Source organism: Metabacillus lacus (assembly GCF_009674805.1).
In the GTDB taxonomy this organism is placed as follows: Bacteria; Bacillota; Bacilli; order Bacillales; family Bacillaceae; genus Metabacillus_C; species Metabacillus_C lacus.
This window is the reverse complement of sequence record NZ_WKKI01000020.1, coordinates 1-26,308: the sequence shown is the minus strand read 5'-3', so window position 1 is coordinate 26,308 and position 26,308 is coordinate 1. Positions and strand designations below refer to the sequence as shown.

Annotated in this window: 28 protein-coding genes; 6 read left to right on the top strand and 22 right to left on the bottom strand. The window is 43.0% G+C overall.

Translation table 11 applies throughout. The features are described 5' to 3' along the window. Positions 1–20: 20 nt before the first annotated feature. The 3 genes from ytxJ to GJU40_RS11370 are packed head-to-tail and all read right to left on the bottom strand — an operon-like array spanning position 21 to position 1,345. Positions 21–353 carry a bacillithiol system redox-active protein YtxJ gene (gene ytxJ, locus GJU40_RS11380; protein WP_154307884.1) on the bottom strand — a complete coding sequence of 111 codons (333 nt, stop codon included), beginning with the start codon at positions 351–353 and terminating at the stop codon, positions 21–23. A 50-nt stretch (positions 354–403) separates the two neighbouring features. Then, complete coding sequence (locus GJU40_RS11375) at positions 404–865, bottom strand: YtxH domain-containing protein (RefSeq protein ID WP_154307883.1); 462 nt, start codon at positions 863–865, stop codon at positions 404–406. Positions 866–892: 27 nt separating this feature from the next. Further along, the gene (locus tag GJU40_RS11370; RefSeq protein ID WP_154307882.1) at positions 893–1,345 is read right to left on the bottom strand and encodes a DUF948 domain-containing protein; all 453 of its coding nucleotides are present in this window, start codon (positions 1,343–1,345) and stop codon (positions 893–895) included. A 201-nt stretch (positions 1,346–1,546) separates the two neighbouring features. On the opposite strand from GJU40_RS11370, the gene GJU40_RS11365 reads away from it, so the two are divergent. Further along, positions 1,547–2,662: an aminopeptidase gene (locus tag GJU40_RS11365; protein WP_343031528.1), complete on the top strand. Its 1,116-nt coding sequence runs from the start codon at positions 1,547–1,549 to the stop codon at positions 2,660–2,662. A 105-nt stretch (positions 2,663–2,767) separates the two neighbouring features. Here the strand turns inward: GJU40_RS11365 and murC are convergent, their stop codons facing one another. The 8 genes from murC to GJU40_RS11325 form a co-directional block, all read right to left on the bottom strand. After that, positions 2,768–4,066, bottom strand: coding sequence for a UDP-N-acetylmuramate--L-alanine ligase (gene murC / locus GJU40_RS11360; RefSeq protein WP_154307880.1), 1,299 nt, complete (start codon positions 4,064–4,066; stop codon positions 2,768–2,770). Between the two features lie 232 nt (positions 4,067–4,298). Continuing rightward, entirely contained in the window at positions 4,299–4,940 is a 642-nt protein-coding gene (locus GJU40_RS11355) for a hypothetical protein (protein WP_154307879.1), read from the bottom strand. Next, positions 4,933–6,039, bottom strand: coding sequence for a nicotinate phosphoribosyltransferase (locus GJU40_RS11350; RefSeq protein WP_154307878.1), 1,107 nt, complete (start codon positions 6,037–6,039; stop codon positions 4,933–4,935). The genes GJU40_RS11355 and GJU40_RS11350 overlap by 8 nt, the downstream gene beginning before the upstream one ends. Positions 6,040–6,109: 70 nt before the next feature. Continuing rightward, on the bottom strand, positions 6,110–8,707 hold the full coding sequence (locus GJU40_RS11345; protein ID WP_154307877.1) for a DNA translocase FtsK: 2,598 nt from the start codon (positions 8,705–8,707) through the stop codon (positions 6,110–6,112). A 363-nt stretch (positions 8,708–9,070) separates the two neighbouring features. Then, entirely contained in the window at positions 9,071–9,676 is a 606-nt protein-coding gene (ytpR, locus tag GJU40_RS11340; protein ID WP_154307876.1) for a YtpR family tRNA-binding protein, read from the bottom strand. Positions 9,677–9,682: 6 nt separating this feature from the next. Further along, positions 9,683–10,504, bottom strand: a complete 822-nt coding sequence (locus GJU40_RS11335) for a DUF1444 domain-containing protein (RefSeq protein ID WP_212029827.1) — start codon at positions 10,502–10,504, stop codon at positions 9,683–9,685. A gap of 11 nt (positions 10,505–10,515) precedes the next feature. Continuing rightward, positions 10,516–10,836: a thioredoxin family protein gene (locus GJU40_RS11330; protein WP_154307874.1), complete on the bottom strand. Its 321-nt coding sequence runs from the start codon at positions 10,834–10,836 to the stop codon at positions 10,516–10,518. 4 nt (positions 10,837–10,840) lie between these two features. Then, the gene (locus GJU40_RS11325; protein WP_154307873.1) at positions 10,841–11,854 is read right to left on the bottom strand and encodes a PTS sugar transporter subunit IIC; all 1,014 of its coding nucleotides are present in this window, start codon (positions 11,852–11,854) and stop codon (positions 10,841–10,843) included. 129 nt (positions 11,855–11,983) lie between these two features. Between GJU40_RS11325 and GJU40_RS11320 the strand changes: the two genes are divergently transcribed. Continuing rightward, the gene (locus GJU40_RS11320; protein ID WP_154307872.1) at positions 11,984–12,424 is read left to right on the top strand and encodes a YtoQ family protein; all 441 of its coding nucleotides are present in this window, start codon (positions 11,984–11,986) and stop codon (positions 12,422–12,424) included. Between the two features lie 722 nt (positions 12,425–13,146). On the opposite strand, the gene GJU40_RS11315 is transcribed toward GJU40_RS11320, so the two are convergent. Both GJU40_RS11315 and GJU40_RS11310 read right to left on the bottom strand, forming a co-directional pair. Continuing rightward, positions 13,147–13,662 (bottom strand): DUF84 family protein, encoded by a 516-nt coding sequence (locus GJU40_RS11315; protein WP_154307871.1) that lies wholly within the window; start codon positions 13,660–13,662, stop codon positions 13,147–13,149. 2 nt (positions 13,663–13,664) lie between these two features. Further along, positions 13,665–14,741, bottom strand: coding sequence for a M42 family metallopeptidase (locus tag GJU40_RS11310; protein WP_154307870.1), 1,077 nt, complete (start codon positions 14,739–14,741; stop codon positions 13,665–13,667). 158 nt (positions 14,742–14,899) lie between these two features. Between GJU40_RS11310 and GJU40_RS11305 the strand changes: the two genes are divergently transcribed. Further along, positions 14,900–15,214, top strand: coding sequence for a PepSY domain-containing protein (locus GJU40_RS11305; protein WP_154307869.1), 315 nt, complete (start codon positions 14,900–14,902; stop codon positions 15,212–15,214). An 87-nt stretch (positions 15,215–15,301) separates the two neighbouring features. Here GJU40_RS11305 and GJU40_RS11300 read toward each other — a convergent pair whose 3' ends face one another. Continuing rightward, positions 15,302–16,144: a YtnP family quorum-quenching lactonase gene (locus GJU40_RS11300; RefSeq protein ID WP_154307914.1), complete on the bottom strand. Its 843-nt coding sequence runs from the start codon at positions 16,142–16,144 to the stop codon at positions 15,302–15,304. 135 nt (positions 16,145–16,279) lie between these two features. Beyond that, positions 16,280–16,921, bottom strand: a complete 642-nt coding sequence (gene trmB, locus GJU40_RS11295) for a tRNA (guanosine(46)-N7)-methyltransferase TrmB (RefSeq protein WP_154307868.1) — start codon at positions 16,919–16,921, stop codon at positions 16,280–16,282. A gap of 252 nt (positions 16,922–17,173) precedes the next feature. Between trmB and GJU40_RS11290 the strand changes: the two genes are divergently transcribed. Both GJU40_RS11290 and GJU40_RS11285 read left to right on the top strand, forming a co-directional pair. Further along, positions 17,174–17,338, top strand: coding sequence for a hypothetical protein (locus GJU40_RS11290; protein WP_154307867.1), 165 nt, complete (start codon positions 17,174–17,176; stop codon positions 17,336–17,338). A gap of 200 nt (positions 17,339–17,538) precedes the next feature. After that, positions 17,539–17,817 carry a YtzH-like family protein gene (locus GJU40_RS11285; RefSeq protein WP_154307866.1) on the top strand — a complete coding sequence of 93 codons (279 nt, stop codon included), beginning with the start codon at positions 17,539–17,541 and terminating at the stop codon, positions 17,815–17,817. On the opposite strand, the gene GJU40_RS11280 is transcribed toward GJU40_RS11285, so the two are convergent. The 7 genes from GJU40_RS11280 to thpR form a co-directional block, all read right to left on the bottom strand. Beyond that, positions 17,805–18,611, bottom strand: a complete 807-nt coding sequence (locus tag GJU40_RS11280) for a phosphotransferase family protein (protein WP_425481219.1) — start codon at positions 18,609–18,611, stop codon at positions 17,805–17,807. The two genes, GJU40_RS11285 and GJU40_RS11280, sit on opposite strands and share 13 nt — an antisense overlap. Positions 18,612–18,749: 138 nt before the next feature. After that, positions 18,750–20,876, bottom strand: coding sequence for a type I pullulanase (gene pulA / locus GJU40_RS11275; protein WP_154307864.1), 2,127 nt, complete (start codon positions 20,874–20,876; stop codon positions 18,750–18,752). Positions 20,877–20,944: 68 nt separating this feature from the next. Next, entirely contained in the window at positions 20,945–21,880 is a 936-nt protein-coding gene (locus tag GJU40_RS11270; protein ID WP_154307863.1) for a diacylglycerol/lipid kinase family protein, read from the bottom strand. Between the two features lie 380 nt (positions 21,881–22,260). Further along, a complete protein-coding gene (locus tag GJU40_RS11265; protein WP_154307862.1) occupies positions 22,261–23,259 on the bottom strand; it encodes an NERD domain-containing protein in 999 nt (332 codons plus the stop codon). A gap of 23 nt (positions 23,260–23,282) precedes the next feature. Beyond that, entirely contained in the window at positions 23,283–23,966 is a 684-nt protein-coding gene (locus tag GJU40_RS11260; RefSeq protein ID WP_154307861.1) for an LrgB family protein, read from the bottom strand. Further along, a complete protein-coding gene (locus GJU40_RS11255; protein WP_170289386.1) occupies positions 23,963–24,346 on the bottom strand; it encodes a CidA/LrgA family protein in 384 nt (127 codons plus the stop codon). The genes GJU40_RS11260 and GJU40_RS11255 overlap by 4 nt, the downstream gene beginning before the upstream one ends. Positions 24,347–24,350: 4 nt before the next feature. Continuing rightward, on the bottom strand, positions 24,351–24,917 hold the full coding sequence (thpR, locus tag GJU40_RS11250) for an RNA 2',3'-cyclic phosphodiesterase (protein ID WP_154307859.1): 567 nt from the start codon (positions 24,915–24,917) through the stop codon (positions 24,351–24,353). A 160-nt stretch (positions 24,918–25,077) separates the two neighbouring features. Here thpR and cysK point away from each other — a divergent pair, with 160 nt between their 5' ends. Next, on the top strand, positions 25,078–26,004 hold the full coding sequence (gene cysK, locus GJU40_RS11245) for a cysteine synthase A (protein WP_154307858.1): 927 nt from the start codon (positions 25,078–25,080) through the stop codon (positions 26,002–26,004). The last annotated feature ends 304 nt before the right edge of the window (positions 26,005–26,308 follow it).

The window sequence follows — 26,308 nt, the reverse complement described above, 5'->3', positions numbered from 1 at the left end:
AAAAATAGCGCATAATTGCGCTATTTTGTCCGAAGCTGTTCTGTTAATGTGTTATAGGTAATGCTGTGATGGGAATCATGCCACAGAACTTCCTTGCTTTTAAAAAGCAGCGCCTGCGGTGATTCATGTTTAATGCCAAATTCTTCACTGATTTTATTGGAAAGTTCTCTTGAGTCCTGCACATTGAGGTAGTAAGTCGGCACCTCATCATGTTCATCAGCAAACCTTTTGTACTCTGTAAATGCACCATGAGAAATTGGGCAGGTGGTACTGTTTTTCAAAAACAAAAACATATCATGTTTTGAAAAAAGCTCATTAAATTCATTGGAGTCTTGTATCTTGCCTAATGCCATGCTGATATCCTCCTTAAAAAAGCAGGCAGAGAGCCCGCTCTCTGCCAGAATTATGATAATGTATTGGCTTCAGTTACTGTCTTTTTTGCTTCGGAATGCTCTTTGTCAATTTCATCCCTGATCACAGAAGCTTGATCTTCTGAAGGATTGTTCATTGACTCTGAAGCTTCTTTTGCAAGCTCATCAATCGCGGATTCAACCTGATCCTGGCTGTCCCCCTGGTTCTCCGAGGAAGATGTCAGGTCACGTACTTTATCCATTACCTGTGAAGACTGGCTGTTCACACCTTGTGTGAATGCAGCCGTCTTTTCTTTTGCCATTGCTGCAATTTGATTTCCTTTTTCAGTAGCATTGGAAGAAAGCTTGTTTGCCTGTTCAGTTAGATCGATTCGCATCTCCCTGCCAGACTTTGGTGCCAGAAACAAAGCTGCCGCTGCACCTAGCAGTCCACCAACAATCGTACCTACAACAAAATCTTTGTTGCTGCTCTTATTGCCTGCGTTATTAGCCATCTCTTTTCCTCCTAGTCCAAAAGCTTATTATTTCACTGTTGTATTGACAGCAGTTGTTCTAGATCCTGTATTTTTCTTTGTTTTCCACTTATCCCAGATTTCCATTGCAGCATTGCTCCACTGGACTACCTGTGAAATCTTGTCCTCATTTTTCTCCACATTGGTTGTAACTGAGCTGGAAACACGCTGTACAGACTGGTTAAAATGCTTTAGAGAAGATCCAACATCCTGAACAGCAGTTACAACAATGTTCAGTTTATCAGACTTCTGCTGAATATCATCAGCCAGCAAGTTTGTTTTATGTAGCAGCTCCGTTGTTTCAGTTGTAATGCCTCTCATCTGTCCTTCCAGTCCATCTAAAGTATTCGCCACATTATCAAGCGTTACCTGCAGAGAACTGAGTGTTTTTGATAAAAATGCAACCAGCACTGTAAATCCGATTGCAATGACAGCTACACTTACATACATAATCCATTCCATATCATAATCCTCCTCGTAATGTTTACTGAATAAATACCCGACCCTATATATGATAAACATAAAAGGGCCAGGATATATAGCTTTTTCTTCAAAAAGTGCTTTTCTCCTTTATTGAAGATTAATTTTGTTTTCTATTCACCTAATTCTTGTGAATCGGTTACAATAACACTTGTACATATTTGATGAATGGGAGGTATATTGGTGAAAGATCCTCGAATAGCAACACTCGCAAAAAATTTAATACATTACTCCATCAAGCTGCAAAAGGGAGAAAAGGTTCTGATTGAAAATTTCGGGCTGCAGCGTGAGCTTGTTACAGCACTTGTAAATGAGGCATATCAAGCAGGAGGTTATCCTTTTGTGCTGTTGAAAGACCAGCAGGTGGACCGTGCGCTTCTGATGGGTGCCCAGGAAGAGCAGTTTTCCCTTATGGCCGATTTTGAGGCCAATGTGATGAAGGAGATGGATGCCTACATCGGGCTGCGTTCAGGCGACAATATAAATGAGCATGCAGATATTCCAGATGATAAGATGCGCATCTCCGGCAAAACTGTAAGCCAGAAGGTGCACAGAGAGATCCGCGTTCCTCATACCCGCTGGGTGGTTCTGCGCTATCCAAATGCTTCTATGGCGCAGCTTGCCAAAATGAGCACAGAAGCTTTTGAGGACTTTTACTTTGATGTCTGCAATCTGGACTACAGAAAAATGGATTCAGCGATGGATGCCCTTGTAACGCTTATGGATGCTACAGATCAAGTTCTGATTAAAGGGGACGGAACAGAGCTTTCATTCTCCATTAAAGATATACCTGCAGTAAAATGCTCCGGGCAGATGAATATTCCTGATGGTGAAGTTTACACGGCACCTGTCAAAGATTCGGTGAACGGGACCATTACCTACAATACACCTTCACCATATCAGGGCTTTACTTTTGAAAATGTAAAATTGACTTTTGAAAATGGAAAAATTATTGATGCTTCCGCAAATGACACTGATAGAATCAATAACATTTTCGATACAGATGAAGGTGCAAGATATATCGGTGAATTCGCCATTGGAGTGAATCCTTATATTCTTCACCCGATGCAGGATATCCTTTTTGACGAGAAAATTGACGGCAGTTTCCATTTCACTCCAGGGCAGTGCTATGATGAAGCGTACAACGGCAATTCTTCTAATATACACTGGGATATGGTAAACATACAGCGCCCGGAATACGGCGGGGGAGAAATTTACTTTGACGGGGTGCTCATTCGCAAAGACGGCCGTTTCGTTCTTGATGAACTTCAGCCTCTTAATCCAGAAAACCTGAAGTAACATGATAAACTAAAAAAAGATGATCCAGTGAAGTCAATGAAGTGTACTGCACCTCAAGGGGACTTTTAGGATCATCTTTTTTTATGCAGGCTCACCGTCCGGCATTTAGGCCAGCACGCTCTCGTAGGCATGCTGATACTTTTGTATATCTCCAGCTCCCATAAAAACAAGAACACTGTTTTCATGTTTTTTCAGCATGGATGTTTCCGATTCTTCAATAAACACAGCATTCTCTATTTTATCCTGTAAATCTTTAATAGACAGCTTGCCTATTTTCTCACGGGCCGAGCCAAATATGTCACATAAGTATACAAAATCAGCTTTTTGAAGGCTGTCAGCAAATTCTTTTAGAAATGACTGCGTCCGTGTGAAAGTGTGCGGCTGAAACACAGCAATAATGTCACGGTCAGGATATTTTTGTCTTGCAGCATCGATTGTCGCGTTAATTTCTGTAGGATGATGCGCATAGTCATCAATCAAAACCTGATCACCGATTACTTTTTCATTAAAGCGCCTTTTAACGCCTTTAAAAGTCAAAAGCTGAGCAGCAATCACTTCCGAATCTATTCCCTCATAATGGCACAGGGCAATAACAGCTAATGCATTAAGAACGCTGTGGTCTCCATAAGTCGGAATATGGAAAGACGCATAAAATGTATTTCTGACAAAAACGTCAAAAGTTGTGCCGTCAGTCGCTTTAATCAGGTTTCTTGCCTGAAAGTCATTATGTTCGGCAAAGCCATAATATACAACTGGAACCTTCGCCTGTATCTGCTGAAGATATTCATCATCTCCGCACGCAATAATCCCCTTTTTAACCTGAAGCGCCATATTTTGAAAAGCACCAAATACATCTTCAATGCTATTGAAATAATCCGGATGATCAAAATCAACATTTAACATGATTGCGTAATCAGGAAAGTATGAAAGAAAATGCCTGCGGTACTCACAAGCTTCAAAAGTAAAGTATGTGCTGTTCTCAATTCCTTTTCCGGTCCCATCTCCTATGAGAAAGGAGGTTGGTTTTGCTCCCTGCATAACATGGGAGAGCAAACCGGTTGTTGAGGTTTTTCCATGTGCGCCTGTGACAGCTATACTAGTGAACTTTTCCATAAAATCACCTAAAAAGCGGTGATATCTTATAACCGGCAGTCCCTGATTTAAAGCACTCTCAATTTCAATATGCGAGTCAGAGTATGCATTGCCGGCAATAATCGTTAAACCTGGTGTAATATTATTTTCAGAAAAAGAAAAAACGGGTATATTTCTTTGTTCCAGGGCCAGCTGGGTAAAGATCGTATCATCAATATCCGATCCCTGGACGGAATAACCCATATCATGCAAAATTTGTGCAAGGGCGCTCATACCTGTCCCTTTAATTCCTACAAAATGATAAACAGTCATAATAGAACCTCCAACAAACGTCTATCTGATTGACAGTATATGACGCTCATTCAGAATTGCAACCTAATGGTCTAATCTTAATACAGTACATGAACAGCAGCTTATGTACACTTACGGATAAAAATTATATCACTAAATACGGAACGTGACCATGGAAACTGAAAGACAATATATCATTCGCCGTTTCTCCCAATTTGTGGGCTGTTTCAACAAATATTTATTGAAAAATTGTTTATTCCTCAACAGCTTTCCCAATTTCTACATATTGTAATGCATAACGCTTTAAAAATGTTGTCTCTCCAAGTTCTTCGCAGTTGTAAAAATCACGTGTAAGCCTGCTCACAGATTCACTGCTTGCGTAAGCTGCAGTCCCGATTTGCATCCAGCTTCCTAACAGAGGTACACACCTCAGAAAAAGAAAAGAACCAGGAACCATATGATGCTCCTCTTTCAGACGCAGAGATAGATAATCGGATTTCTTATCTTGCTCTATCAACAGCGGCTGAAGCTTTGTTTCCGGGAAATGCTTTTCAGTAACCAAATACGGCTTCAGCAGATTTGCCAGCAGCAGAGCATCAGCTGGTGAAGCAGAGTTCTTACCTGTTAAATAGAGCTGATACATGGTCTTTCCTGCCGCAGTTTGATAATCGAACGAAAACCAATCGTTGAAAATGGCTGATTCCCTTTCTGTAAGGGAGGATTGGTCTGATTTGGCAATCAAAGAACGAAAAAGTGTTTTAGCCTTTACCTTTTCCCTGATGTTTGCATGGCGCTCCTGCCAGTGTGAGAAGGTTTCCAGAGCCATTTTCAATTCCAGAGCAAGTTCAGCATCTTTTGCTTTTCGAAGAGCGTCAAGGTGAATTAATTCACTCAAGAAAATCAACTTTCTCAAGTCTTTGATTCGGCCTGTATTTTCTCCCCGCTTTCGCCTGGTGCTCGCCATTCAGCATCACGTTGTCTCCTGTGAATCCGATATGAATTTTCAGAAGGCTGCTGCCTACTCCATATATATCGACAGGCACATTCTGTTCTTCAAACTCCAGAATTCTCTTTTCGTTAAATCCTCCGCTGACAACAATTTTTACATGATGATAGCCTTCTGCATCAAGCGCGCTGCGGAGCGCAAAAATCAGCTGTGCGTTCACGCCTCTGGGATCAAACGTTCCAAGCACTTCAGGATGGCGGATAAAATGCTGATCTATCATTGTTCTCGATGTATCAACCCTGACACCTTTCAGCTGTGATCCAAATTCTCTTGCTGCCCGCAACGCATCAGTGATGCAGTCATTATTGTAATCAACCAGAACAATCAAGTCATCTTCAGGAAATCTTTTTGAATAAGCCTTTGCAGCTTCCACTACGTCTCCGTTAAACATTTGGATCAGGGCATGAGGCATCGTTCCCATGCCTTTTTTTCCCCACCATTCATTCATAGCATGAGTGGCTTGTGCTGTTGAACCGCCGATATGTGCAGCGTAGCCGTCACCTGCCTGCTGTGTGAAATGATCATCACGGTCACCCATGAAAATGACAGGCTTTTGCCTGCCCGACAGCCCTGCAGCTTTCACAACATTGAAGACATTGGTTGCTACAGAGGTCCTGCGTCCCAGGATACCGTCTATCATTCCTTCCAGATATCCGAAGCTCTGGTAGGGGCCTTTCACAGTTAATACGGTTTCAAAGGGACTAATTTCATCCCCGTCTTTTAGTGAATATATTTCAAGCTCCTCAGGTTTATCTGCAAATGTGTGGATCAGGGCAATCACTTCGTCCGTTCCGCACAGAACTGCATGCTCCTTTTGAAAAAACTGCATCGTGACGATATTTTCAGGGAAGTAGTCTGTTACAATATCCTTTGTTTTAAGAAAATACACAGCAGAGAACCAGCCATCTCCAACACGTTCATCAAATTTAAACGTTTTATTGGTCAGACGCTTTATTTCTCCCTGCAGCTTTAATTCAATTTCTTTCATCCAGAAAGCACCCTTCTTCTTTTACATCAATTTTCCACACTACATTGTATCACTTTTTTCGTAAAATGCACTACCCCTGCATTGCTTCCAATTCGTCTTCTGTAATGAGTACATCCCTTGGCCTTGAGCCTCTATTTTCCGATATGATCCCCTGTGCCTCCATCATATCAATCAATCTTGCAGCACGATTATAGCCCAGGCGGAATCTACGTTGAAGCCCGGAAGCTGATGCTCCTCCCTGATGAATGACAAATTCACAGGCTTCAAAAAACAGTTCATCCTCTTCTGTCTGCACGGCAGATCTTCTAACCAGCTCATCATGTTCAAACAAATAGGCGGGTTTTGCCTGCTGTTTGACATGTGCTACAACTCTTTCAATCTCATCATCGGATACAAAGCAACCCTGCAGCCTGACTGCTTTTGAAGAACCATTCTCCAAAAAGAGCATGTCACCCCTGCCGAGCAGCTTTTCTGCACCGCTTTTATCCAAAATTGTTCTGGAGTCAATTTGTGAAGAAACAGAGAAAGCTGTACGGGTTGGTATATTTGCTTTAATCAAGCCTGTAATAACATCTACAGAAGGACGCTGTGTAGCTACAATCAGATGAATTCCGCAGGCTCTTGCTTTTTGTGCTAAACGGCAGATGGCATCCTCTACATCAGCTGGTGACACCATCATTAAATCTGCAAGCTCATCGATGATAACCACGATATACGGCAGATGCTCTCCTTTTCCATGCTCTTTCGCTTTTTGATTGTAGCGTGAGATATCCCGCACACCTGTGTGGACGAACAGTTCATACCTCCGCTCCATTTCCTCCACAGCCCATTTCAGAGCTGCTGTAGCAGCCTTCACATCAGTAATAACAGGGCTGACCAGGTGGGGAATGGACTGATATGGAGCAAGCTCCACCATTTTTGGATCGATCAGCAAAAGTTTTACCATATCAGGAGAAGCTTTGTACAGAAGTGAAACGAGAATGGTATTGATGCATACACTTTTACCTGAACCTGTCGCACCGGCAATCAGCCCATGCGGCATTTTCTTCAAATCTGTTACCGAAGGCTGGCCTGAAATATCAAGTCCCATGGCCGCTGTCAAGGGAGATTCGCTGCTTCTGAAAGCCTCGCTTCTAATGATTTCACGCAATGTAACAATTTTGCTGGATTTGTTAGGAACTTCTATTCCAATTGTATTTTTTCCGGGTATGGGCGCTTCCATCCGAATATCCTTTGCGGACAAACTGAGTTTAATATCATCTGCTAAATTGGTAATTTTATTAACCTTCACTCCAGGTTCCGGCTGTACTTCCAGCCTCGTTACAGCCGGTCCTTTCGTTACGTTCACAACTTTTGCTCTTACATTGAAATTCTCAAAGGTCATATTCAGCAGGTTCCGCTGTTCTTCAAGCCATTGCTGATCATCATGCAATTCTCTCTCAGGAACGTTTAAAAGAGCTAGTGAAGGATAGGCATAAGCTGCTCTCTTTCCTTCCGGCTCCCTTTTTTGTCGGTCGCGCTGAAACATCAGAACGTTATATGGCACAACTGGGCTGCCAAAATTGTCCTTGTTTTCTTTTCTTTGGGAATCATATGTTTCTCCATTTTCCTGCTCAGCTGCGGGAGAAACAATGATTTCCTCTCCTGCCTGCACAGATGTTGAAGCAACTTCACTATTTTCCGTTTGATTTTCCTTTATACTTACAGCTTTTTCTTCAGGAACAACAACAATCTTTTCTTCTCTGCTGTTCCAGCTCTGTTCCTTTTCAATTTGCTGCTGTGAAGCTGAAATGTCTGTATCATCTTCAATGTTATCCAAGATGACCTCTTCCCCAGCCAACTCTTCAGCAGGCAGAGATTGTTCCTGAGCTGTCATAATCTCCTCATTACCTTCATCGGAGAATTCTCTTTCACTGTTTAGATCCTGCCCCTCAAATAATAGCAAAGAGTTTTCCGGCAGACTGCAGCTTTCAATTCTCATTTCTCCTGCAGCATATATCTCTTTACCATTCTCTCTTCCAAAATTCTGACTCTGTTCAGCATCCGGTAAAGTAACCAGCTCCTCTTCCGGTGCAAGGGGCTCTACAACTTCTTCAAAGAGAGGCTGTTCTTCGGCATGCTTCTCCTGCCTTGCTTCCTGAGACCTCCTCTGTGTTGCTTCCCGGTACTTTCTGTTCTCAGACAACACGGCATTTAACATATCAGAATCACTCGACATCTGATATCCCTTGTAAGTAAGACTCTTTGCAAGCTCAGGGCTGCTCTCTCCGTATGTATATCCTCCGCTTTCAGCTCCTGAACGCGAACGAAAACCATGGATGGGCGAGGGAATCTCTGTTACATGAAAAGGCCGCTTTGACGCAGGTATCTCAACAGCCGGCTTTTGAGAAGGTACGTTTTTTCGTTTTTGCTGCTGTATAGGCCTTTCTTGCGGGCTTCTGTTTTTTCGTCTGGGCTTTTTAGCTGTATCTCTATCAGGCATAATCGGAAAACGGAAGTTTCCCTGTGGATACTGATAGGTAATTTTTGCTTCTATATCACCCGATTTGCGGTTTTGACTTACCTCAGGTATTTGAGCCTTTTTATGAACCGTGCTGTTTGTTTTTGTCTCTAATTCTTCTTCTTCTTCAGTAATGAAAAATTTTGTAATTTTAGAAAACCAATTCATCTTTTATCACTCTCTCAACTCTTTGTTTCATTATCTATTATTTTGCAATGATCCGTTTTTCTTTGTGAAACTACCTATTTTGATTTCGGCCGGGTTTTGTTTTCATGGCTGCATTGTTTTACCTGCCATTCTCTATTGTCATAAAAATCATCTTTAAACGCAACAGTCTTTGCAAAAATTGTCTTCATTTGTTAAAAGGTTTCCTATTTAGGCTGAAAAGTCCTTTTCAAATAGAGCCAGTAGCCAAACAAAAGCCCTCCTAACTCCACCCTAAAAGAAAAAGAGCCACTAGCTCATATTCTAGTGACTCTTTTTCTTTTGTTATACCTTTCGAAATACAGTGTTTATTTGTGGGAGTCTCTTTTAGGATTGAAAGGCTTCTCCGACTTCTCTTGATGCTTCAAGAACAAGAATGCCCTTTTCCTGCGGAGCATCCGGAAGGTTAAGCTCCTTTGCAGAGCAAATCATGCCGCTTGATGCCACACCTCTAAGTTCAGCATCTTTGATCACAAGCCCGCTTGGCATAACAGCCCCTGCTTTTGCGACTACTACTTTCTGTCCCTCTTCCACATTTGGCGCTCCGCAAACGATTTGAAGTGTTTCTGTTTTTACATCTACCTGACACACACTCAGCTTATCTGCATCGGGGTGCTTTTCTTTAGAAACAACATGTCCTACAACAAATTTAGGCGATAAATCCACTTCCAGTTTTTCGCTGTAGCCTTCTCCTTCAAGGATTTGATTCAATTTATCCACAAATTCTTCCGTAAGAGTTACCTGCCCTTGTTTCTGCAGGCTTTCATATTCGCTGAACTGAGAAATATTGTACCCTGCTGTTTTATTCGTACCCTCTTCAAAAATGCGTACTACATTGCCTTTTTTTTCAAAACTTCTTTTTTCCTTGTCTATGTCTGCTATATATACTAGCAGAGTATCTCCAATACCTTCTGCATTATAAAAAACGTTCATTTTCAATCATCCTTTCTTATCCGGCAGCGGTCTGTTTTTCCCAAGGATAAAGACCGGTTCCAGCTCTTCATCTTCGTATAGAAATGACAAAGCGGTAATCGGTACTCTGCCGCCCGCAAAGAAGCTCATGGCCATCTGTGCAAGAACGTCATATCCCGTTTCATTCCTAATATCCGCCAGTATCAGCACATCTTGATGCGGAACGGCCACTGCCAATGTTCCTTCCGCTTTTTCCTGATAGCTTTTTAGAATTCGTTCATCCAAAATTCTGCTCGCATCGTATCCATCATTGGAATTAAAAAAATAAAATACATTGCCGGCCACGCTATCAGCCTTGGCACTATGTTTTAAAGAACGAAGATTGAAAAGCGCGGCTTCTCTTACCTGTTCCTTATTCCATCCCTCAGCATTCAGCATATTTTCATCTATCAGCTGATAAGTTTTACCCAGATCCAAAGCGTAATATATCCGTGTTTCGGCAGTATGGCTGCTTGTAACTAAAGGAACACCATCGCTGGATTCTGAAGGAAATGACGTGGATCTGATTACCGGGAAGATTCCCTTTTCGCTTCCTGAAAAGACAGCTTCCCTTCCCATTGCTGCAAAGGTTTCCTGAATATAATACACAACCTCTTCTACAGCTTTATCACCTTCATTTTCCCATCTGGCAATGATGCCAGGCAGGGAAATGGTCATACCCTTTCCGGTGCTGCTTTCTTCAATTCTGAGCGTATCTTTTTCCTTATCAAAATTCGTAAGCCATGGATGCTCTTTTAATTTTTTAATAATAGTATCTGCCATTTCTTTTGATTTCAAGGTGATCAGCATCCTCCCTTACTTCATGATGATGGTAATGAATGAATGAATTCCTGTATTTGCTCTTTTGTTTTTCTCTCTTTATTAACGTATCTGCCTATTTCTCCGCCCTTGTGAAAAGCGACAAAGCTGGGAATGCCGAATACATTTAAATCTGCACATAGGTCAATGAATTGATCGCGGTCTACATAATAAAAAGTATACTCGCTGTTTTCCTGCTCCAATTCTGGAAGCACGGGTTCTATTACAACACAATCCGGGCACCATCCTGCAGAAAACATCAGGATTGTCCGATCTTCTTTGATTACTTGTTCATATTGTTCCATGCTTTGAAGTTTTTCCATTATTTCAGCCTCCAGTATTGATTTTCATATCTCCAGGCTTTATCCAGCCTTTTTTTCTCATCCATTCGGATAATACCAGACTAATGGCTGCGGGGCCAACAAAATGCAGCAGCAGAACTTTTACCAATATATCTGCGGTAAAGCCCATTGAGGTAAAAGTCATAATCTGGCCGACCAGGCCGCTTGTCCCCATTCCTGCCCCTGCAGCATTGTTCGTCATCTGAAATAGTGCAGATCCAAAAGGAGCGAGCATTGCCCCGGCAACTGTTGGCGGAATCAGGATCAGCGGGTTTCTGACAATATTCGGCACCTGAAGCATGGAAGTCCCGATTCCCTGGGCAACCCAGCCTCCAAATTTATTTTCCCTGTAGCTGCTTGTTGCAAAACCCACCATCTGCGCGCAGCACCCGATGGTAGCCGCTCCTGCTGCGAGGCCGTGCAAATCAAGCATCAGCGCAATTGCTGCACTTGATATAGGAGCTGTTAGCGCCAGCCCCATTAAAACTGCCACAAGAATGCCCATGACAATCGGCTGCTGTTCAGTAGACCACATGACAAGGCTTCCAAAACCCTGCATAAAAGAAGCAATGGAAGGACCAATCACACTGGCAATGAAATAGCCTGAACAAATCACAGCAAGCGGCGTAACAATGATATCCACCTTTGTTTCTTTACTGACCATCTTCCCAATTTCTGTTGAAAGCAGGCTGGCTGTATACGCCCCGGCCGGCCCTCCCAGGGCTGCACCCGCCGCACCGCTGATGATAGACGAGAAAATCACAAGCGGAGGAGCTTTCAGCCCGTACGCAATCGCTCCGCCTATAGCCGGACCCATCAGTCCCATGGCCAGCGTCCCCAGATCCACAAACGGAGTAAACGAGAGCTGCTCTCCAATTGTTTTCACAATCAGCCCGATAATCAAGGAAGAGAATAAGCCCAGGGCCATAAAGCTAAGGGCATCTACAAAGTAAACTCTTGGTGAAAGGGTAACACCTTTTCTCTTTAAAAACTCTTTCATATGTACGCCTCTCCTCATAATTAATATCATGACAATATCTATCATATCTGCTATTTTTCAGTTATCAAGCTTTTATCTTTTCATTTTATCCTAAAAAGGGTAAAAAATAGATAGAAGGAGGAATTCAATATGAAATTAACGGTTTATCTTGCAGGAGAAATACATACATCTTGGAGAGAAGACATCAAAAAAGAGGCAGAGTCTCTCAACTTGCCGATTATGTTTGTCGGCCCCCAGGAAAACCATGAAGTATCTGACAATATTGGGGAAGAAATTTACGGTACCCAGCCCGGCAGCATTTATAAAGACGATGCAGCTTCCGACTTAAATAACCTGAGAACTGCAGTCATGATGCAAAAATCAGACATTGTGATTGCGCTGTTCGGAGAAAAGTACAAACAATGGAACACAGCAATGGATGCAGCAAGTGCAGTATCACTCGGCAAACCCCTGATCCTTATCCGTCCGGAAGCACTCCATCACCCGCTGAAAGAACTATCTAACAAGGCAAACGTAACCGTAGAAACAGTGGGCCAGGCGGTAAGGGCTTTGGGATATATATTTGAATAGAAAAGCGGAGCCGGCGAAAAGGAAGTCATGCTAAGAGCGCCACGTCCTGTGGCAACGCATGACTGTCCGACGTCGTGTCGGGCTCTGACAAGCATAAGATGGCTTGGACGGAAGGTCGCTCTTTGACCTTTTGGCCAAGACAGCTTATGACCTCGAAGGCCTAGCCGGCGGAGCTAGACAAAAAAGAAAAGCGGAAGGCGCCGGTCAGCCCTGACAAGCATAAGGCAAGCCAGAATGAAGGTTGTTCTTTAACCTTTAGGCTGGATTGACTTATGACCTCGAAGGGCTGGCGCCTTCTTTGTTATAGCATTCAGGAGATAGTAGAACAAAGACGCTCTCTTTGTTATAGTATTTCGCGTTTTAGCCAAGATAGTAGAACAAAAACCCCTTCTTTGTTATAGCATCCAGGAGATAGTAGAACAAAAACCCCCTCTTTGTTATAGCATCCAGGAGATAGTAGAACAAAGACGCTCTCTTTGTTATAGTATTTCGCGTTTTAGCCAAGATAGTAGAACAAAGATAGTAGAACAAAGCCCGACCTTTGGTTTTAGTATTTCGCATTTAAGCCATTTTCCTTACAGAACCCAGGCTGGAAAATAAACCACAGCCGAAATAAAAAGAAAGTCACGCTGCAACGGACCTTCCCATAGCAGCACATGACTGTCGGGCATCCCGCCAGCCTGCAGCAATTAAAAAAAGCAGCGGCAATGAGCCGCTGCATTTCACCTGTTATAATGAAAGTAATACTGTCCCATCAGGAGCTTTACAATGTGAACAAACATCTCAGATCTGCTCACCATTCCGTTTGTAAAGATGCCTACCGCGCCTTCTTTTTCCCGGATATTTTCTGCAGAGAAAAGAGAGTCCATAACGATGCCCAGCTCTACACCCTTTTTCACATGCAGCCCGATTTCATAAGGCAGCAGAATTCTGGCACCTCCGGCAGTAAACACCTTCCCTGTCTTATCCGTTAGTGCTCCCCAGTTCGTTAGGTAAAATCCTGAGGAATCTTCATATATTCCGCCTTCAAGACCAATACCTGCATCTGCTTCACCAAATTCAGCTGCCTTTTTGGATCTGTTTACAGCTCCCAGCATTGTTTCTTCATCAGAAAAAGGCTGTGAGGAGACGCCGGATGGAACGTCAACCGGGAATATGACTGCACTTTGTTCAACTAACATCGCTTTGCGAACTGCTTCCAGCTTCGCTTTATTCAAGGTGCCAACTGCTATTTGCATCTTCAGCTTCCTTTTTTAATTTCATCAACTGTTGAACGATCTGCTGCTTTTACAAGCCTTACCAGCAGTTCTTTCGCTGCCGCATAATCATCTACATGGAGAATGGATCCGGAAGTATGAATGTACCTTGAGCAAACCCCAATGACTGCTGATGGTATTCCTCCATTTGCTGTATGCACTCTGCCGGCATCAGTGCCTCCCTGAGATACAAAGTATTGATAAGGAATGTTATGTGTTTCTGCCATATCCAGCACAAACTCTCTCATTCCCCTGTGCGTGACCATTGTTCTGTCAAGAATTCTTAATAGAGCTCCCTTGCCGAGCTGGCCAAATTCATTTTTATCTCCGCCCATATCATTTGCAGGGCTGGCATCCATTGCAAAGAAGATATCCGGCTGAACAATATGTGCAGCTGTTTGCGCGCCGCGGAGGCCTACTTCTTCCTGAACTGTTGCTCCCGAATACAGTGTGTTTGGAAGCTTCTCATTTTTAAGCTCCTTCAGGAGATCAATGGACAAACCGCATCCATACCTGTTGTCCCATGCTTTTGCGAGTATTTTTTTCGAATTGCTCAGGGGTGTAAATTCGCTTGCGGGAACAATCTGCTGGCCCGGCTTAATCCCGGCAGCTTTCGCATCCTCTCGATTATCGGCACCTATATCAATCAGCATATTTTTTATATCCATCGGCTTTTTCCGCTGATCCTCGCTTAATAGGTGAGGAGGAATAGATCCTACAACACCCACTAGAGGTCCATTTTCGGTATACACATTGACTCTTTGGGCTAAGAGAACCTGACTCCACCATCCGCCCAGGGGCTGAAACCTGAGCATTCCATTCTCGGTAATGGAGGTAACCATAAACCCGACTTCATCCATATGCCCTGCTGCCATAACAACCGGTGCATCACTATCAGATGATTTTCGAACTCCGAAAATGCTTCCAAGTCTATCCTGAATTATTTCATCAGAAACTTTGGCAAGCTCACTGCGCATATATTGACGGACTTCATGCTCATTGCCCGGTGCGCCCGGCAGCTCGGTTAGCGTCCTGAACATTTCTAACGTTTCATGATTCATAAGGAAATCCTCCAATTCTTTATTTTGATAAAAGATATTATGTATGTACACCCTATTCTACCTAAACATTGACTATGTTTCCAGTTTACTTAACATCCCTGCGGCGCTGTTGTATACTGTACATAGTGTAGAGGAAGATACAATTGGAGGCTGAAAAAATGAAATTTAAAAACGTTGCTATAAGTTTAGGCGCAGGAATTGCAGCAGCTTACCTTGTTAAAAAACAATTGAACACACCTGCAGTTTCCTCTGATAAAGCACTTAGCATTGTAAAAAGTGCTTTTAAGCAAAAAGGGCCGGTGGATGGCTCTTGGATTTATACCATCCCTGAAGACTATACCACGGACGATCAGCCACACAAGGTATACAGAGCGGGCATTACCCGTACAATTCAGGGAAAACTTGAACAATACGAGGCAGTCGTGGATACAGAAACAGGTAATATCCTTGATGTTACAGTACTGGAAAAATAAATTTTACTCATAGAAAAAGCGCCATTCGGCGCTTTTCAGACAGCACCAGCTTTTCATTTCTTAAGCTGAATGCTGTCTTTTTTTGCGTTATCTAATTCTTTCTACGTATTCAGCTACATGCCCTTTTTCGCCGAATTTTACAGCGCGGTAATATGCATCGTGATAAAAGGTGAACCATGAATTTCGTTCAGCAGCAAAGGAAAGCCATTTTTGCTTTTGTTCTATAGATGTCATCGGATAATCATCAAACGCAAGAACCCAGAGAGGATTCCAGTGGGCATGTGTGGGCATTAGATCTGCCATATGTAAGGCACTTTCACCGCTGTCCTCCAGAACCACTACACAGTGGCCGTCGCTGTGGCCGCCTGTATGATGAACAGTGATTCCTTCTGTTACTTCAAAGCTTTCTTGAAAGGTTACCATTTGATTCTCAATGCCGGACCAGTTATTTTCCCAATAGGTGTTCCTTGAACGAATATTCGGATTTTTCATCTCATTCCACTCAATGTCACTTGCGACTATTTTTGCATTTGGAAAGACAGAGTTTATCATTCCGTTTTCCTCAGCAGTCAAGCCGCTTGCATGGTCAAAATGCAGATGAGTCATAATAATGAAATGTATATCTTCATACACCAGGCCCTTTTCTTGCAGTGACTCCCTTAATCTTGATTCCTGGCTAACCCCATAATTTCTTCTTTGCTTTTCTGTTAATTTTCCTTTCCCAATCCCAGTTTCGATCAGGATATTCAGGTTCCCTTTTTGCACCAATAGCGGATCTGTGCGCAATTCAATCAAATTATTTTCATTTGCATGATATTTTTTTGTCCACAATGCTTTTGGAACTACACCAAACATTGCTCCGCCATCAAGATGCGTTACACCCCCGTCCAACCATGAAACACTTATGTTTCCAATTTGAAGCTTCTCCATCATACATCCCTCCCTTCTGTTATTGTAACAAATTTTCTGTCATTAATATCGCCTTTCACATTATGAGGTGCTTCATGAACCATTCAATCTCCAGCCCAAATAAAAAAGCTTGTGCAGCGCACAAGCATAACAGTACTAATTTTGATATTTTGCTTCTACACGATAAATTCTTTGGCCTTTTGCGGAGAATTTTTCTTCATATTCTGTCATAACATTTCCTTCAAAATCACTTTTGTGCAAATCAAGGCTGATATAGGCGAGCAGCATACCATATGCCGATAAGCTTGTTAGGGAATATTCGAATAACCCCTGATTGTCAGTTTTGAAGTGGATTTCTCCGTTTTTTGGCAGAATGCGTTCGTACGTTTCAAGAAATGTCCGGTAAGTAAGGCGCCTTTTTTCATGCCTCTTTTTAGGCCAGGGATCAGAAAAATTCAAATATACTCTATCTACCTCGCCGCTCTTAAAAATGTCCGGAAGCTCCTCGGCATTCACATTGAGAAGTCTCACATTGGGCAAGGCGCTTTCAATTGTTTTTTGCAGGGCCGCAACTACAACACTCTCTGCCAGTTCTACCCCGATATAATTAATGTCAGGGTTTTGTTCAGCCATACCCAGAATGAACTGCCCTTTTCCGGTTCCGACCTCTATATGAATAGGATTGTCATTTTTAAAAATAGAATTCCAGCTGCCCATTACTTCTTTTGGTTGGGGAATAAGCAGGTGGGGATGCTGGGCGATAAAATCTTTTGCCCAAGGTTTATTTCGTAAACGCATGAATTACACCTCTGTTAATATTGTCTATGATGTTGCTTAACATATCACGAAAAAAATCGCTGCGCAAGCACAAATTCCCTCAGGAAGCTGAGCATCATAAAGTATGTGCAAGGTATTCTGCATATAAAAGATGTGTACGAAGCTTATCATGCCCAGGCACGCCATTTACTCTCTCACACCCTTCCAGTCCGTTGTACCCCAGTTTGGTTTTTGGATAATATGTTACAGGACTAATGAAAACGGAGTTGATATATGTTGAAGCTTACTGAAAAAATCGCAGAAGTGCTTGTCCTTATCGCGGCTGCAGTCATATTTTTCTTCTATGCCCTGCTTATCTATCCTTTTGAGTTAGAGAGCCGCAGGAAATATAAGACAAAAATCAGAAGAGAACAGCTGAAACTTTCAGCCAGCAAGTGAGCTGTTTTTCTTTTTTTCTTTCAATGAGGGAACCGTATCGTGCCCAGCCATCCCACATCAATGCAGCACAAAAGATCAACAGAACGCTTCAATTGAAAAAGAGCTGTCCCTTTAAGGGGCAGCTCTTTTGGTGCCGGAATAAAAATCCGGATTTATGAACAAGTTAATGATGTATGCTAATGAAGAAAGGGTGTGGACGTATGCCATTGGAATATAAGCACCAGGTAGGCCTTTTGCGTGACATTTTATCAGAACACGAACAGGACTGCTGCGGAACTGTAGCAGAATGCGAGCAGGTTGAAAGGCTTATTAAGTCACTGATGGTTCACACAAATCTGGACAGCAACCTTAAACCGATTCTTCAGGATATTTATGATTACAGCCAGTCAGGCAGAAATTCATCAGAACTTGACAACCACATACTTCAGCACAAAAATGAGCTCACACAATGGGTCTCTGATATTGATCAGTTTTCCTGATGAATTTTTGATAGCAGCACCTGCAGCGAAGTAAGCCCTGTGCCTAATTCCTTCACATTGTCTTTTGCTTTATTCCAAAGTATGGAGGTAATGGCCTGGGCAAGTACATACCAATACATTCTTTTCAGCATGTTCTCAGTCAGCTCAAGTCCGTATGCAGACAGCCAGCTTCCCCAGTCCTCTTCCTTAATATAGGAATACAGAAGGGGGCCAAGGTCAATGGCAGGATCGGCAATCATTGCTCCATCCCAGTCAATTAGGTAAAGCTGCTGATGATCAGACAGCATCCAATTATTATGGTTAATATCGCAATGGCAGACAACTTTGTCCTCAAAATCCACTTCCTGGACATTTTTCTCAAGGTATTGGACAGCCTGAGAAATCTCCGGGAATATGTACGGTTCGTACTTCAAAGCCTGGTTAAGATCATCTAGTACTGAATGTGGAGTAAGCGGCTGCTTGCCCATGCGTTTCAGCATTTCAAGCAGTTCCTTAGAACTGTGAATTTTATGAAGAAGCCGGGCCACATTTTCCCCATCCATATCTTTAGCCTTCAGCTCGCGGCCGCTCAGCCAATGCTGGGCGGTGATCACATCACCGTTCTCCATTCTTTTTGTCCAAACCAGTTTTGGAACGATGCCTTCCGCTGAGAGCACAGCCAAAAAGGGAGAACTATTTCGTTTTAAAAAGAGTTTTTGCCCTTCCTTCTGCGCGAAGTATGCTTCTCCCGTTGCGCCTCCAGCAGGGAAAACCTCCCATTCTTTACCTAATAGATGTTCCAACCAGTTCTCCATCAATTTCAACCCATCATTTCTTGTAGAATATTTTAAAAATAAATAGGATGGCTATTGGAAATCAACTCTGTTCATACAATAGCCATCCTACTAAATTTTATCGTTATCATACAAATTTCGTCAAGAAAAACTGAAAAACTACTCTTTATAGAGAATATAAGTTCCTATTTGCTCAAGAGATAGATCGCTGCTTTCCACCATTGTTCCTCCCTCATGCACCCTGTCAGGCGTGCAGAAGATCTTCCAGCCGGATGATGGGAGAGGGAGCACTTCCCTATTCCTTGTACTGCTAAAAACAACAATCATGCAGTTCCAAGGGCAGTAATCCTGAATATGATGATAGTGGATGACAATCTTGCCTCTGCCGCAGCTCCCAATATCTATATGCTGGTCAATTTGCTGTTGATCGGCAAACCGGAAAGCTCCATTCTCTTTCCTGAGGGCAATGAGCTTTTGAATGTATTTGATATCCTCAGCATATGCCTCTCTTCTCTCCCAGTCCAGCCGGTTAATGTCGTCAGGGGACTGATAGCTGTTTTCTTCACCTTTTTTTGTTCGATAAAACTCTTGTCCCGCATGCAAAAAAGGAATGCCCTGCGAAAGAAGAACCATGGAAGTCGCAAGCTTCTGCCTCTCCCTCAACTCCTGTTCTTCCATATCGCCTCTGCACAGCAGTGCTTTATCCCAGAAAGTATGGTTGTCATGAGATTCCACATAATTAACGGCTGTTGAAGGGGTTAACGAGAAATAATGCTTTGAACCGGCCACAAGCTGTTTTACTTCATCATCTGTATGCTCATTTCCCAAGGCAAATCCGCAATCTTCCGCTTGAAAAGTGCTTCCTTTAATCACATCCCGAAAGCGGTCATTAAAAAAGGCGATGTCTTTGATTGCTCCCGAATTAGCCATTGTGGCTTTACGATCATGCGCCAAAGGTGTAGGCAGGTCCCAGCCTTCTCCGAGAATCAGTATATCGCTTTTGAACGTCCGGGCAATACTCTGTATTTTGTTCATTGTTTCTGTATCTAAAATTCCCATCAGGTCAAAGCGAAACCCATCTACATCATATTGCTCAATCCAATAGGCGATAGAATCGCAAATATATTTTTGAACCATTTTTCTTTCAGACGCTATATCATTTCCTACTCCTGTTCCGTTTGAAGGAAATCCATTTTCATCATGGCGAAAGAAATAACCTGGAACTGTTTTTTCAAAAGGGCAGGTTTCACGAAGAAACACATGATTATACACGACATCAGCGATTACTTTAAAACCGTGCTGATGAAGCTGCTGAACCATTTCTTTTGCTTCCTGAATTCTAGTGCCGGGGTTATGGGGATCTGTTGAGTAGCTTCCCTCTACAGCATTAAAATGCAGCGGATTGTATCCCCAATTATAACTTTTTTCCGGATGCTCTTCATCGACTCCCCCAAAGTCATTAAAAGGAAGAAGCTCAATGTGTGTGACTCCCATTTCCTTTAAATAAGCTATACCTGTGGAAAATCCTGAATGTGTTGCGGTCATTACCTCAGAAAACGCAGCATACTTTCCTTTATTTTGGATTCCGCTGTCTGGATGAATGGAAAAATCCCTGATATGAAGCTCGTAGATAACGGCGTCAGTAGGCTTTTGAAGCGCAGGCACTTCATATTTTTCCACGATTATACTGCGGGGATCCAGCAGAACACTCTTTGTACCATTAACGGTCACAGCAGCTCCATATGGATCTTCAGCCTCTTTCCAGATCAAATTGTTGCAAACAAGAAAAGTGTAAGTCCATTGGAGGTATTTGCTGCTGATACTGCTTCTCCATACGCCCTTATCTCCCCTTGTTAAAGTAAAGAGCTTTTCTTCGTTTGTCACAGGATGAATCAGTTTAAGTTTGACAGAAGTTGCAGCGGGTGCCCACAGCTTGCACACAATTTCGCCATTATCATACTGAGGTCCAAGTCTGCCCTCATAATAAAAGGCTTCATCAAACTCTTTTGTACGAATGACCGCTCCAATTTGGACATCCGTCTTGACTCCAGCCTCGTCTTCCATATAGCAAACTTCTCCAAAAGGGAAAGCTTCTTGAAAGCTGCAGCTATACTTCATATATTTCTCCACTTTAAAAGAGTGATCGATCTTAAGTTGAATTTTCTTTTCTTGCAGATGCAAATAAAAGACTTTTTGTTCATCTTCAAAGTCATCCAAGGGGATTAGTACCGTTATGCAATTCCAGCCATCCAAATATGCTTTATACTTGCGGTCAATAAACAACATCGCGATTTCTCTCCCTTTTCAGCTGAGATAACTACCATTATTACCAAAAATAGGCAGGATTATGTGCTTTATGTAAGGAGATTCATTCTGGAAGCAAGAACTGATACAATCACCGGGGTTTCACCGGCTATTTCACCATCTGCTTGAACGGGCAAAGGCACTTCGCTTCTTAAAAAAATCTCTTTGCATGTGAGGATTTCTACCTCTTTTAATAATGTATGTTTACCAGTAAAAACGGTTACAAACAGGAGCAGAAGCTTCCATTTCGGAATCTCCTTTACGACTGTGATATGTAAAAGTCCATCTGTAGGAACCGCTTGGGGAGCGATCTTCATTCCGCCTCCGTAATATGGCTGGTTTGCCACTGCAATCAGCCATACCTTTTCAAATTGAAAACTGTTACCGTCAATGACTGCTTCCATATTGCAGGGCTGGAAGCTTTGCAGCGTATGCAGCAGAGCAGCTGCATAGCTAAGATAGCCCAAGTTAGCTTTATTTAACATATTTTTAAAAGGAAGCTGAGAGGCTGCAGCCGTTACAGCAGCATCAAGCCCAATGCCTGCACTATTAAGAAACAGCCTGTGATTGCCAAAGTGATCGAGGGACAATCTGCCCCCGTCAAAAACCCTGCATTTTCCTTTATTGTGCTGTTTTAAGATATTTTTTAGAGCTTTTGCTGGTTTTTTTGAGGTCTTAAAACCTCTTGCTATGTCATTCCCCGAACCTGCAGGAATATAACCTACATGGATATGCTCGTATTCCGAAAGGCCGTTAATTATTTCATGTATGGTACCGTCTCCGCCGATTCCCGTTATCGATTGAAGTCTGTGGTTTCCGAGTGAGGCAATCTGCCTGGCAAGTATTTCTGCATGCCCCTGATATTCAGTCTGAAAAGACCGGTACTGAACTCCATCCCGATCCAGAATTTTTTTAACCTTTCTCCATGTTCCAGCCCCCCTGCCGTTTCCCGCAGCAGGATTAATAATAAATACCAAATCCTTCATTCTTTACACCGCTTTGCCTTAGATATAGTTCCAATTATTATACCTTTAAGTTGCACCTTATGGAATCCTTTCCCATCCGGCCTTCTCCACCCTCAGCAGGTTAGGAATCAGCCCAGATATCCACAAAAAAAGCGGCGCTTAGATTGTCGACAAAAGGTAGCGAGATTCTGTATGGTGGAAAAGGCTTTCGCTCCGGGTGCTTGCTTTCCGGGGGGCGGGCGGTAACCCTTCTCATTGCTGACGCTCCTGTAGGGTCTCACTTGTCCCCCCCGTAGAAAACTAACCACATTGGTATTCGTTCTATATCTTAAAAATAAAATAGACCGCAGGCAATCTCGAAATCCTCGAGTTCGCCTGCGGTCTGAGTGCTTTTCAGCACTTTAGTTTCCATCAGTCTCGCTGCTGCTTTTTGAAAGTACAACAGGGGGTGTACGATTCCATTCTGTTCTTTTCCATCCATTGCTCCTGCAATGAATCAAAAGGCTTTTTGCACACTTCAGCTGATTATGTTTGATTGGGGAGGCATATGATTTTTTACTGTTGTACCAGCTTTGAAAATTTCTCTTATCAATAATATCCACATCAAATGGTTTCTGATTTGCTTCAATGTAGCCATTTCTTGACAAAAGCATTTTTTTAACGGGCAATCTGTCGTGAACATCATGTAAAACAGAAGAGACGATATTTCCCATTCTATTGAGCGACAAATACGGATTCAGTACTTTTTTTTCTCCTCCGCCTGCTTTTTTCAGCCAAAAGTGATCTTTGGACTCAACAAACAAAGCATTATCCTGCCCCTCCAGCATGGTGATGCAAAGAATTTCTCGGGGACTGATTAAAATGATCTCAAGTTCCACTGATGCCTTTTTCATTTGAAAAACCGGGCGGTAGAGCAGAAGATACTGATCAGGCAGGGTTTGAAGAAAATATTTTAATGTGCTGTCGCGTTTAAAGACTGAATCAACGGAAGATGTTTCGAAAATTGTTGAACTGGCCCATTTTAACTGAAAATCAAAAATATGATCCAGAAAAAGCTGTTTTAGCTCCTTTTCGTTATTGGGAAGAGAGGCAAAAGCAAACTCCATACTATCTTCAGCTGAATCTTCAAGGATCTGGGGTGCTTCGAGAGCCTTCGTTTCTTCATATTTCTTTTTAAACAGCTTTCTGAATTTCCTGAGTGCATGTTCCTTCTCTATGGGCGGCATTTTCTCCAGCTGCAGCTTCTTTTGCTTCAGCAGATTCTCTGTACTGCCCTCTTCCCATGCTGAAAATGTTTTTTTCCACTGCTGTTTTTTCAGTCGGATAAACTGTCCGGGATATCTGTATATGTCAGTTTCATATCTTGTTATATAGTCTGCTAGTTTAATAAGTTGAGCCAATGGAAGATACAACCCCTTTACCGCTAAAGAATAATAGAAATAATGATCGGACAGAGCAAAGCTGCAAACAAAGCGCTAAGTGACATTGATATGGAACTTGCTGCCCCCTCCAGCTCGCCAAGTTCCAGGGCCTTCGCAGTTCCAATCCCGTGAGAAGCGGCCCCGAGTCCGATTCCTGCTGCAACACTGTCCCTGATGCGCAGCACTTTCAAAAGAGGGGGACCAAACATCGCTCCTGAAATACCTGCACACATCACATACACGGCTGCTAAAGGAGGAATACCTCCAATTCCTTCTGAAATGCTCATTGCCACAGGAGTTGTCACCGATTTAGGTGCCAATGAGAGAATTAGTTCCAGATCCACCCTGAAAAGAAGAGACAAATAGACTCCGCTGACAATTCCAACAACGGTACCTATTAAAATTCCGGCAATGACTGGTGCGAAATAAGCAAACAGGGTGCTGCGATAACGATAAAGCGGAAAAGCCAGGGCAACAACAGCTGGTCCCAGCCAAATATCTATCAGCTTTCCGCCCGCCATATAGCTGCTGTAGGGAATGTTCAACAGCAGGAGAACCAGAATAATAGCAGCTGTACTAGTGACAATTGGCACAAGCAAAGGATGCGGGAGGCGGCTATATAATTTTCTGGATAGAAAATAAGCTGATGCTGTCAGCATGACCATAGAAAGTGAAAACAAAATCATATATTCACCTTCTCGCTTTTTTCTTTTCCGAAACCTGCCAGCATCTGACAGAGGAAAGCAGAGCATGTCATAACAAGTGCAGTACTGAAGATCACGATGATTAAGGTGATGCTGTTAATCCCGCTGAAAAGATCCAAGTAATCTATTAAACCTACTGTTGCAGGAATAAAGAGCAAAGTAAGGTGCTTTAGCAAAAATGTGCTTCCTTCTTCTATCCAGTTTTGAGGAATCACGTTGAATACGAGCGCTGCAAACAGAAGAACCATTCCAATGATGCTTCCCGGCACAGGTAAGCCCAAACCAGCTTGCAAAAGGCTGCCAAGAGCATAAATGACAGCCAAAAGCATAATCTGCAGGAAAATTTTTAGATATTTAGCCATGTTTTCAGCCTCCTTCAAGAGGAAACTCTGCGGCCGCTTTATATTTTGGTGTTTCATCCATAAAGGTTTGAAGCAATACAGCTTCTTTCACTTGAAAAGAAAATCGGCTGCTGTTCAGCTCTGTTACTGCGGATTCCGGAAGCTTGAATTCTCCGGCACCCTTCCACTTTCTTGCAAGAGTGATATGAGGGTTGAATGATCTTTTATCAAGCTGAAAGCCATGCTCCTCACAGATTGAGTAAACGCTTTGCCTCAGCTCATTCAGCTGTTGGGAAGCTTTGACACCAGTCCATAGAATCCTTGGAGCCTTATTTTGTCCAAACGTCCCTGCACCATGGATTTCCAGTGAGAAGGGCTGCAGGAGGGCTGCTTCTCTCATAACACTTTCTGCTGTTTTCTTCAGCTGTTCAGAAGAAGAAGGGCTTCCCAGAAAAGCAAGGGTGATGTGATAGTCCAGCGGATGAACCCATTTATGAAAATCACTCTTATTAAAAAATTGCTGATGCCAATTCTGTATGGCAAGTGAGAGATTTTCCGGCAGGGCAGCTGCTATAAAAAAGTGATTGTTCATAATCTTATTCCTTTCAGTTCATGGTTAACTAATTTTAACAAAAAAGGATGCCTTCATAAAGGAAGAGGCATACTCTTCTTGTAGGCAGGCATCTCTTGCATGCATTACTGGATATTATGATAAAATTCACCTTAACTATTCATGATAAGAGAGGTGCTTTATGAAAACCGCAAACAATATAGCTGAACTGATAGGTGATACCCCTCTCGTGAAGCTGAACAGGGTATGTCCAGATCAGGGAGCAGATATTTATCTGAAGCTGGAGTTTTACAATCCAAGCAGAAGTGTAAAAGACAGAGCTGCTTTTAATATGATTGTTGAAGCTGAAAAACAAGGCCTTCTTAAGGATGGTTCTGTGATTATAGAACCTACCAGCGGAAATACCGGGATTGGACTGGCAATGAATGCTGCTGCAAGAGGGTATAAAGCCATTCTTGTCATGCCGGATACGATGACAGCAGAACGAATCAATCTACTAAAAGCATATGGTGCAGAGGTTGTTCTTACGCCGGGTGACGAAAAAATGCCTGGTGCCATTGCTAAAGCAAAGGAACTGGCAGAGAGCATAGAAAACAGCTATTTGCCGATGCAGTTTGATAATACTGCTAATCCAGATGCCCACCGTCGCACTACGGCAAAAGAAATTGTCACAGCAATGGAGAAAATCGGCAAACCTTTATCAGCATTTGTTGCAACATCCGGAACCGGCGGAACAATTACGGGTACCGGCGAAGAACTTAAAAAAACATATCCTGAACTTTCCGTTCACGTAGTAGAACCGGCAGGCTCCCCTGTTCTATCAGGAGGAAAACCGGGCAAGCACAAGCTGGTCGGCACAAGTCCCGGCTTCATTCCTGCCATACTGAACCAGGACGTATACAATGAAATTCTCCAAATCAAAGATGAAGAGGCCTATGACATTACGAGAAGACTTGCAAGAGAAGAAGGCATTCTAGTAGGTCCCTCCTCAGGTGCAGCCTGCTTTGCAGCCATTGAAGTAGCCAAACGGCTCCAACCAGGAGAAATCGTCGTATGTATTGCCTGTGACACAGGTGAAAGGTATCTGTCTAGTGATCTTTTTAACTAGAAAAGCGCAGGCAGCTTGCCAGGCCCGACAAGCATAAGACGAGCATCTCTAAAAGGCGCTCTTTGCCTTTTTGAGATGATTGGCTTATGACCTCGAGGGCCTAGCTGCCGGAGCTGGACAAACCGAAAAGCGGAAGGCGCCCGCTCAACGGCGACAAGCATAAGACAGCTTGGGCATGAGGTCGCTCTTTGACCTCTTGATCAAGATGGCTTATGACCTCGAGCCGTTGGCGCCTGGAGCTGGACAAACCGAAAAGCGGAAGGCGCCCGCTCAGCCCTGACAAGCATAAGATGGCTTGGACGGA

Excerpts from the sequence above, each read along its gene's own strand:
- ytxJ (WP_154307884.1), bottom strand. The coding sequence starts at position 353 with ATGGCATTAGGCAAGATACAAGACTCCAATGAATTTAATGAGCTTTTT.
- GJU40_RS11375 (WP_154307883.1), bottom strand. The coding sequence starts at position 865 with ATGGCTAATAACGCAGGCAATAAGAGCAGCAACAAAGATTTTGTTGTA.
- GJU40_RS11370 (WP_154307882.1), bottom strand. The coding sequence starts at position 1,345 with ATGGAATGGATTATGTATGTAAGTGTAGCTGTCATTGCAATCGGATTT.
- murC (WP_154307880.1), bottom strand. The coding sequence starts at position 4,066 with ATGACTGTTTATCATTTTGTAGGAATTAAAGGGACAGGTATGAGCGCC.
- GJU40_RS11350 (WP_154307878.1), bottom strand. The coding sequence starts at position 6,039 with ATGAAAGAAATTGAATTAAAGCTGCAGGGAGAAATAAAGCGTCTGACC.
- GJU40_RS11345 (WP_154307877.1), bottom strand. The coding sequence starts at position 8,707 with ATGAATTGGTTTTCTAAAATTACAAAATTTTTCATTACTGAAGAAGAA.
- ytpR (WP_154307876.1), bottom strand. The coding sequence starts at position 9,676 with ATGAACGTTTTTTATAATGCAGAAGGTATTGGAGATACTCTGCTAGTA.
- GJU40_RS11335 (WP_212029827.1), bottom strand. The coding sequence starts at position 10,504 with ATGCTGATCACCTTGAAATCAAAAGAAATGGCAGATACTATTATTAAA.
- GJU40_RS11330 (WP_154307874.1), bottom strand. The coding sequence starts at position 10,836 with ATGGAAAAACTTCAAAGCATGGAACAATATGAACAAGTAATCAAAGAA.
- GJU40_RS11325 (WP_154307873.1), bottom strand. The coding sequence starts at position 11,854 with ATGAAAGAGTTTTTAAAGAGAAAAGGTGTTACCCTTTCACCAAGAGTT.
- GJU40_RS11320 (WP_154307872.1), top strand. The coding sequence starts at position 11,984 with ATGAAATTAACGGTTTATCTTGCAGGAGAAATACATACATCTTGGAGA.
- GJU40_RS11315 (WP_154307871.1), bottom strand. The coding sequence starts at position 13,662 with ATGCAAATAGCAGTTGGCACCTTGAATAAAGCGAAGCTGGAAGCAGTT.
- GJU40_RS11310 (WP_154307870.1), bottom strand. The coding sequence starts at position 14,741 with ATGAATCATGAAACGTTAGAAATGTTCAGGACGCTAACCGAGCTGCCG.
- GJU40_RS11305 (WP_154307869.1), top strand. The coding sequence starts at position 14,900 with ATGAAATTTAAAAACGTTGCTATAAGTTTAGGCGCAGGAATTGCAGCA.
- GJU40_RS11300 (WP_154307914.1), bottom strand. The coding sequence starts at position 16,144 with ATGGAGAAGCTTCAAATTGGAAACATAAGTGTTTCATGGTTGGACGGG.
- trmB (WP_154307868.1), bottom strand. The coding sequence starts at position 16,921 with ATGCGTTTACGAAATAAACCTTGGGCAAAAGATTTTATCGCCCAGCAT.
- GJU40_RS11290 (WP_154307867.1), top strand. The coding sequence starts at position 17,174 with ATGTTGAAGCTTACTGAAAAAATCGCAGAAGTGCTTGTCCTTATCGCG.
- GJU40_RS11285 (WP_154307866.1), top strand. The coding sequence starts at position 17,539 with ATGCCATTGGAATATAAGCACCAGGTAGGCCTTTTGCGTGACATTTTA.
- GJU40_RS11280 (WP_425481219.1), bottom strand. The coding sequence starts at position 18,611 with ATGGAGAACTGGTTGGAACATCTATTAGGTAAAGAATGGGAGGTTTTC.
- pulA (WP_154307864.1), bottom strand. The coding sequence starts at position 20,876 with ATGTTGTTTATTGACCGCAAGTATAAAGCATATTTGGATGGCTGGAAT.
- GJU40_RS11270 (WP_154307863.1), bottom strand. The coding sequence starts at position 21,880 with ATGAAGGATTTGGTATTTATTATTAATCCTGCTGCGGGAAACGGCAGG.
- GJU40_RS11260 (WP_154307861.1), bottom strand. The coding sequence starts at position 23,966 with ATGATTTTGTTTTCACTTTCTATGGTCATGCTGACAGCATCAGCTTAT.
- GJU40_RS11255 (WP_170289386.1), bottom strand. The coding sequence starts at position 24,346 with ATGGCTAAATATCTAAAAATTTTCCTGCAGATTATGCTTTTGGCTGTC.
- thpR (WP_154307859.1), bottom strand. The coding sequence starts at position 24,917 with ATGAACAATCACTTTTTTATAGCAGCTGCCCTGCCGGAAAATCTCTCA.
- cysK (WP_154307858.1), top strand. The coding sequence starts at position 25,078 with ATGAAAACCGCAAACAATATAGCTGAACTGATAGGTGATACCCCTCTC.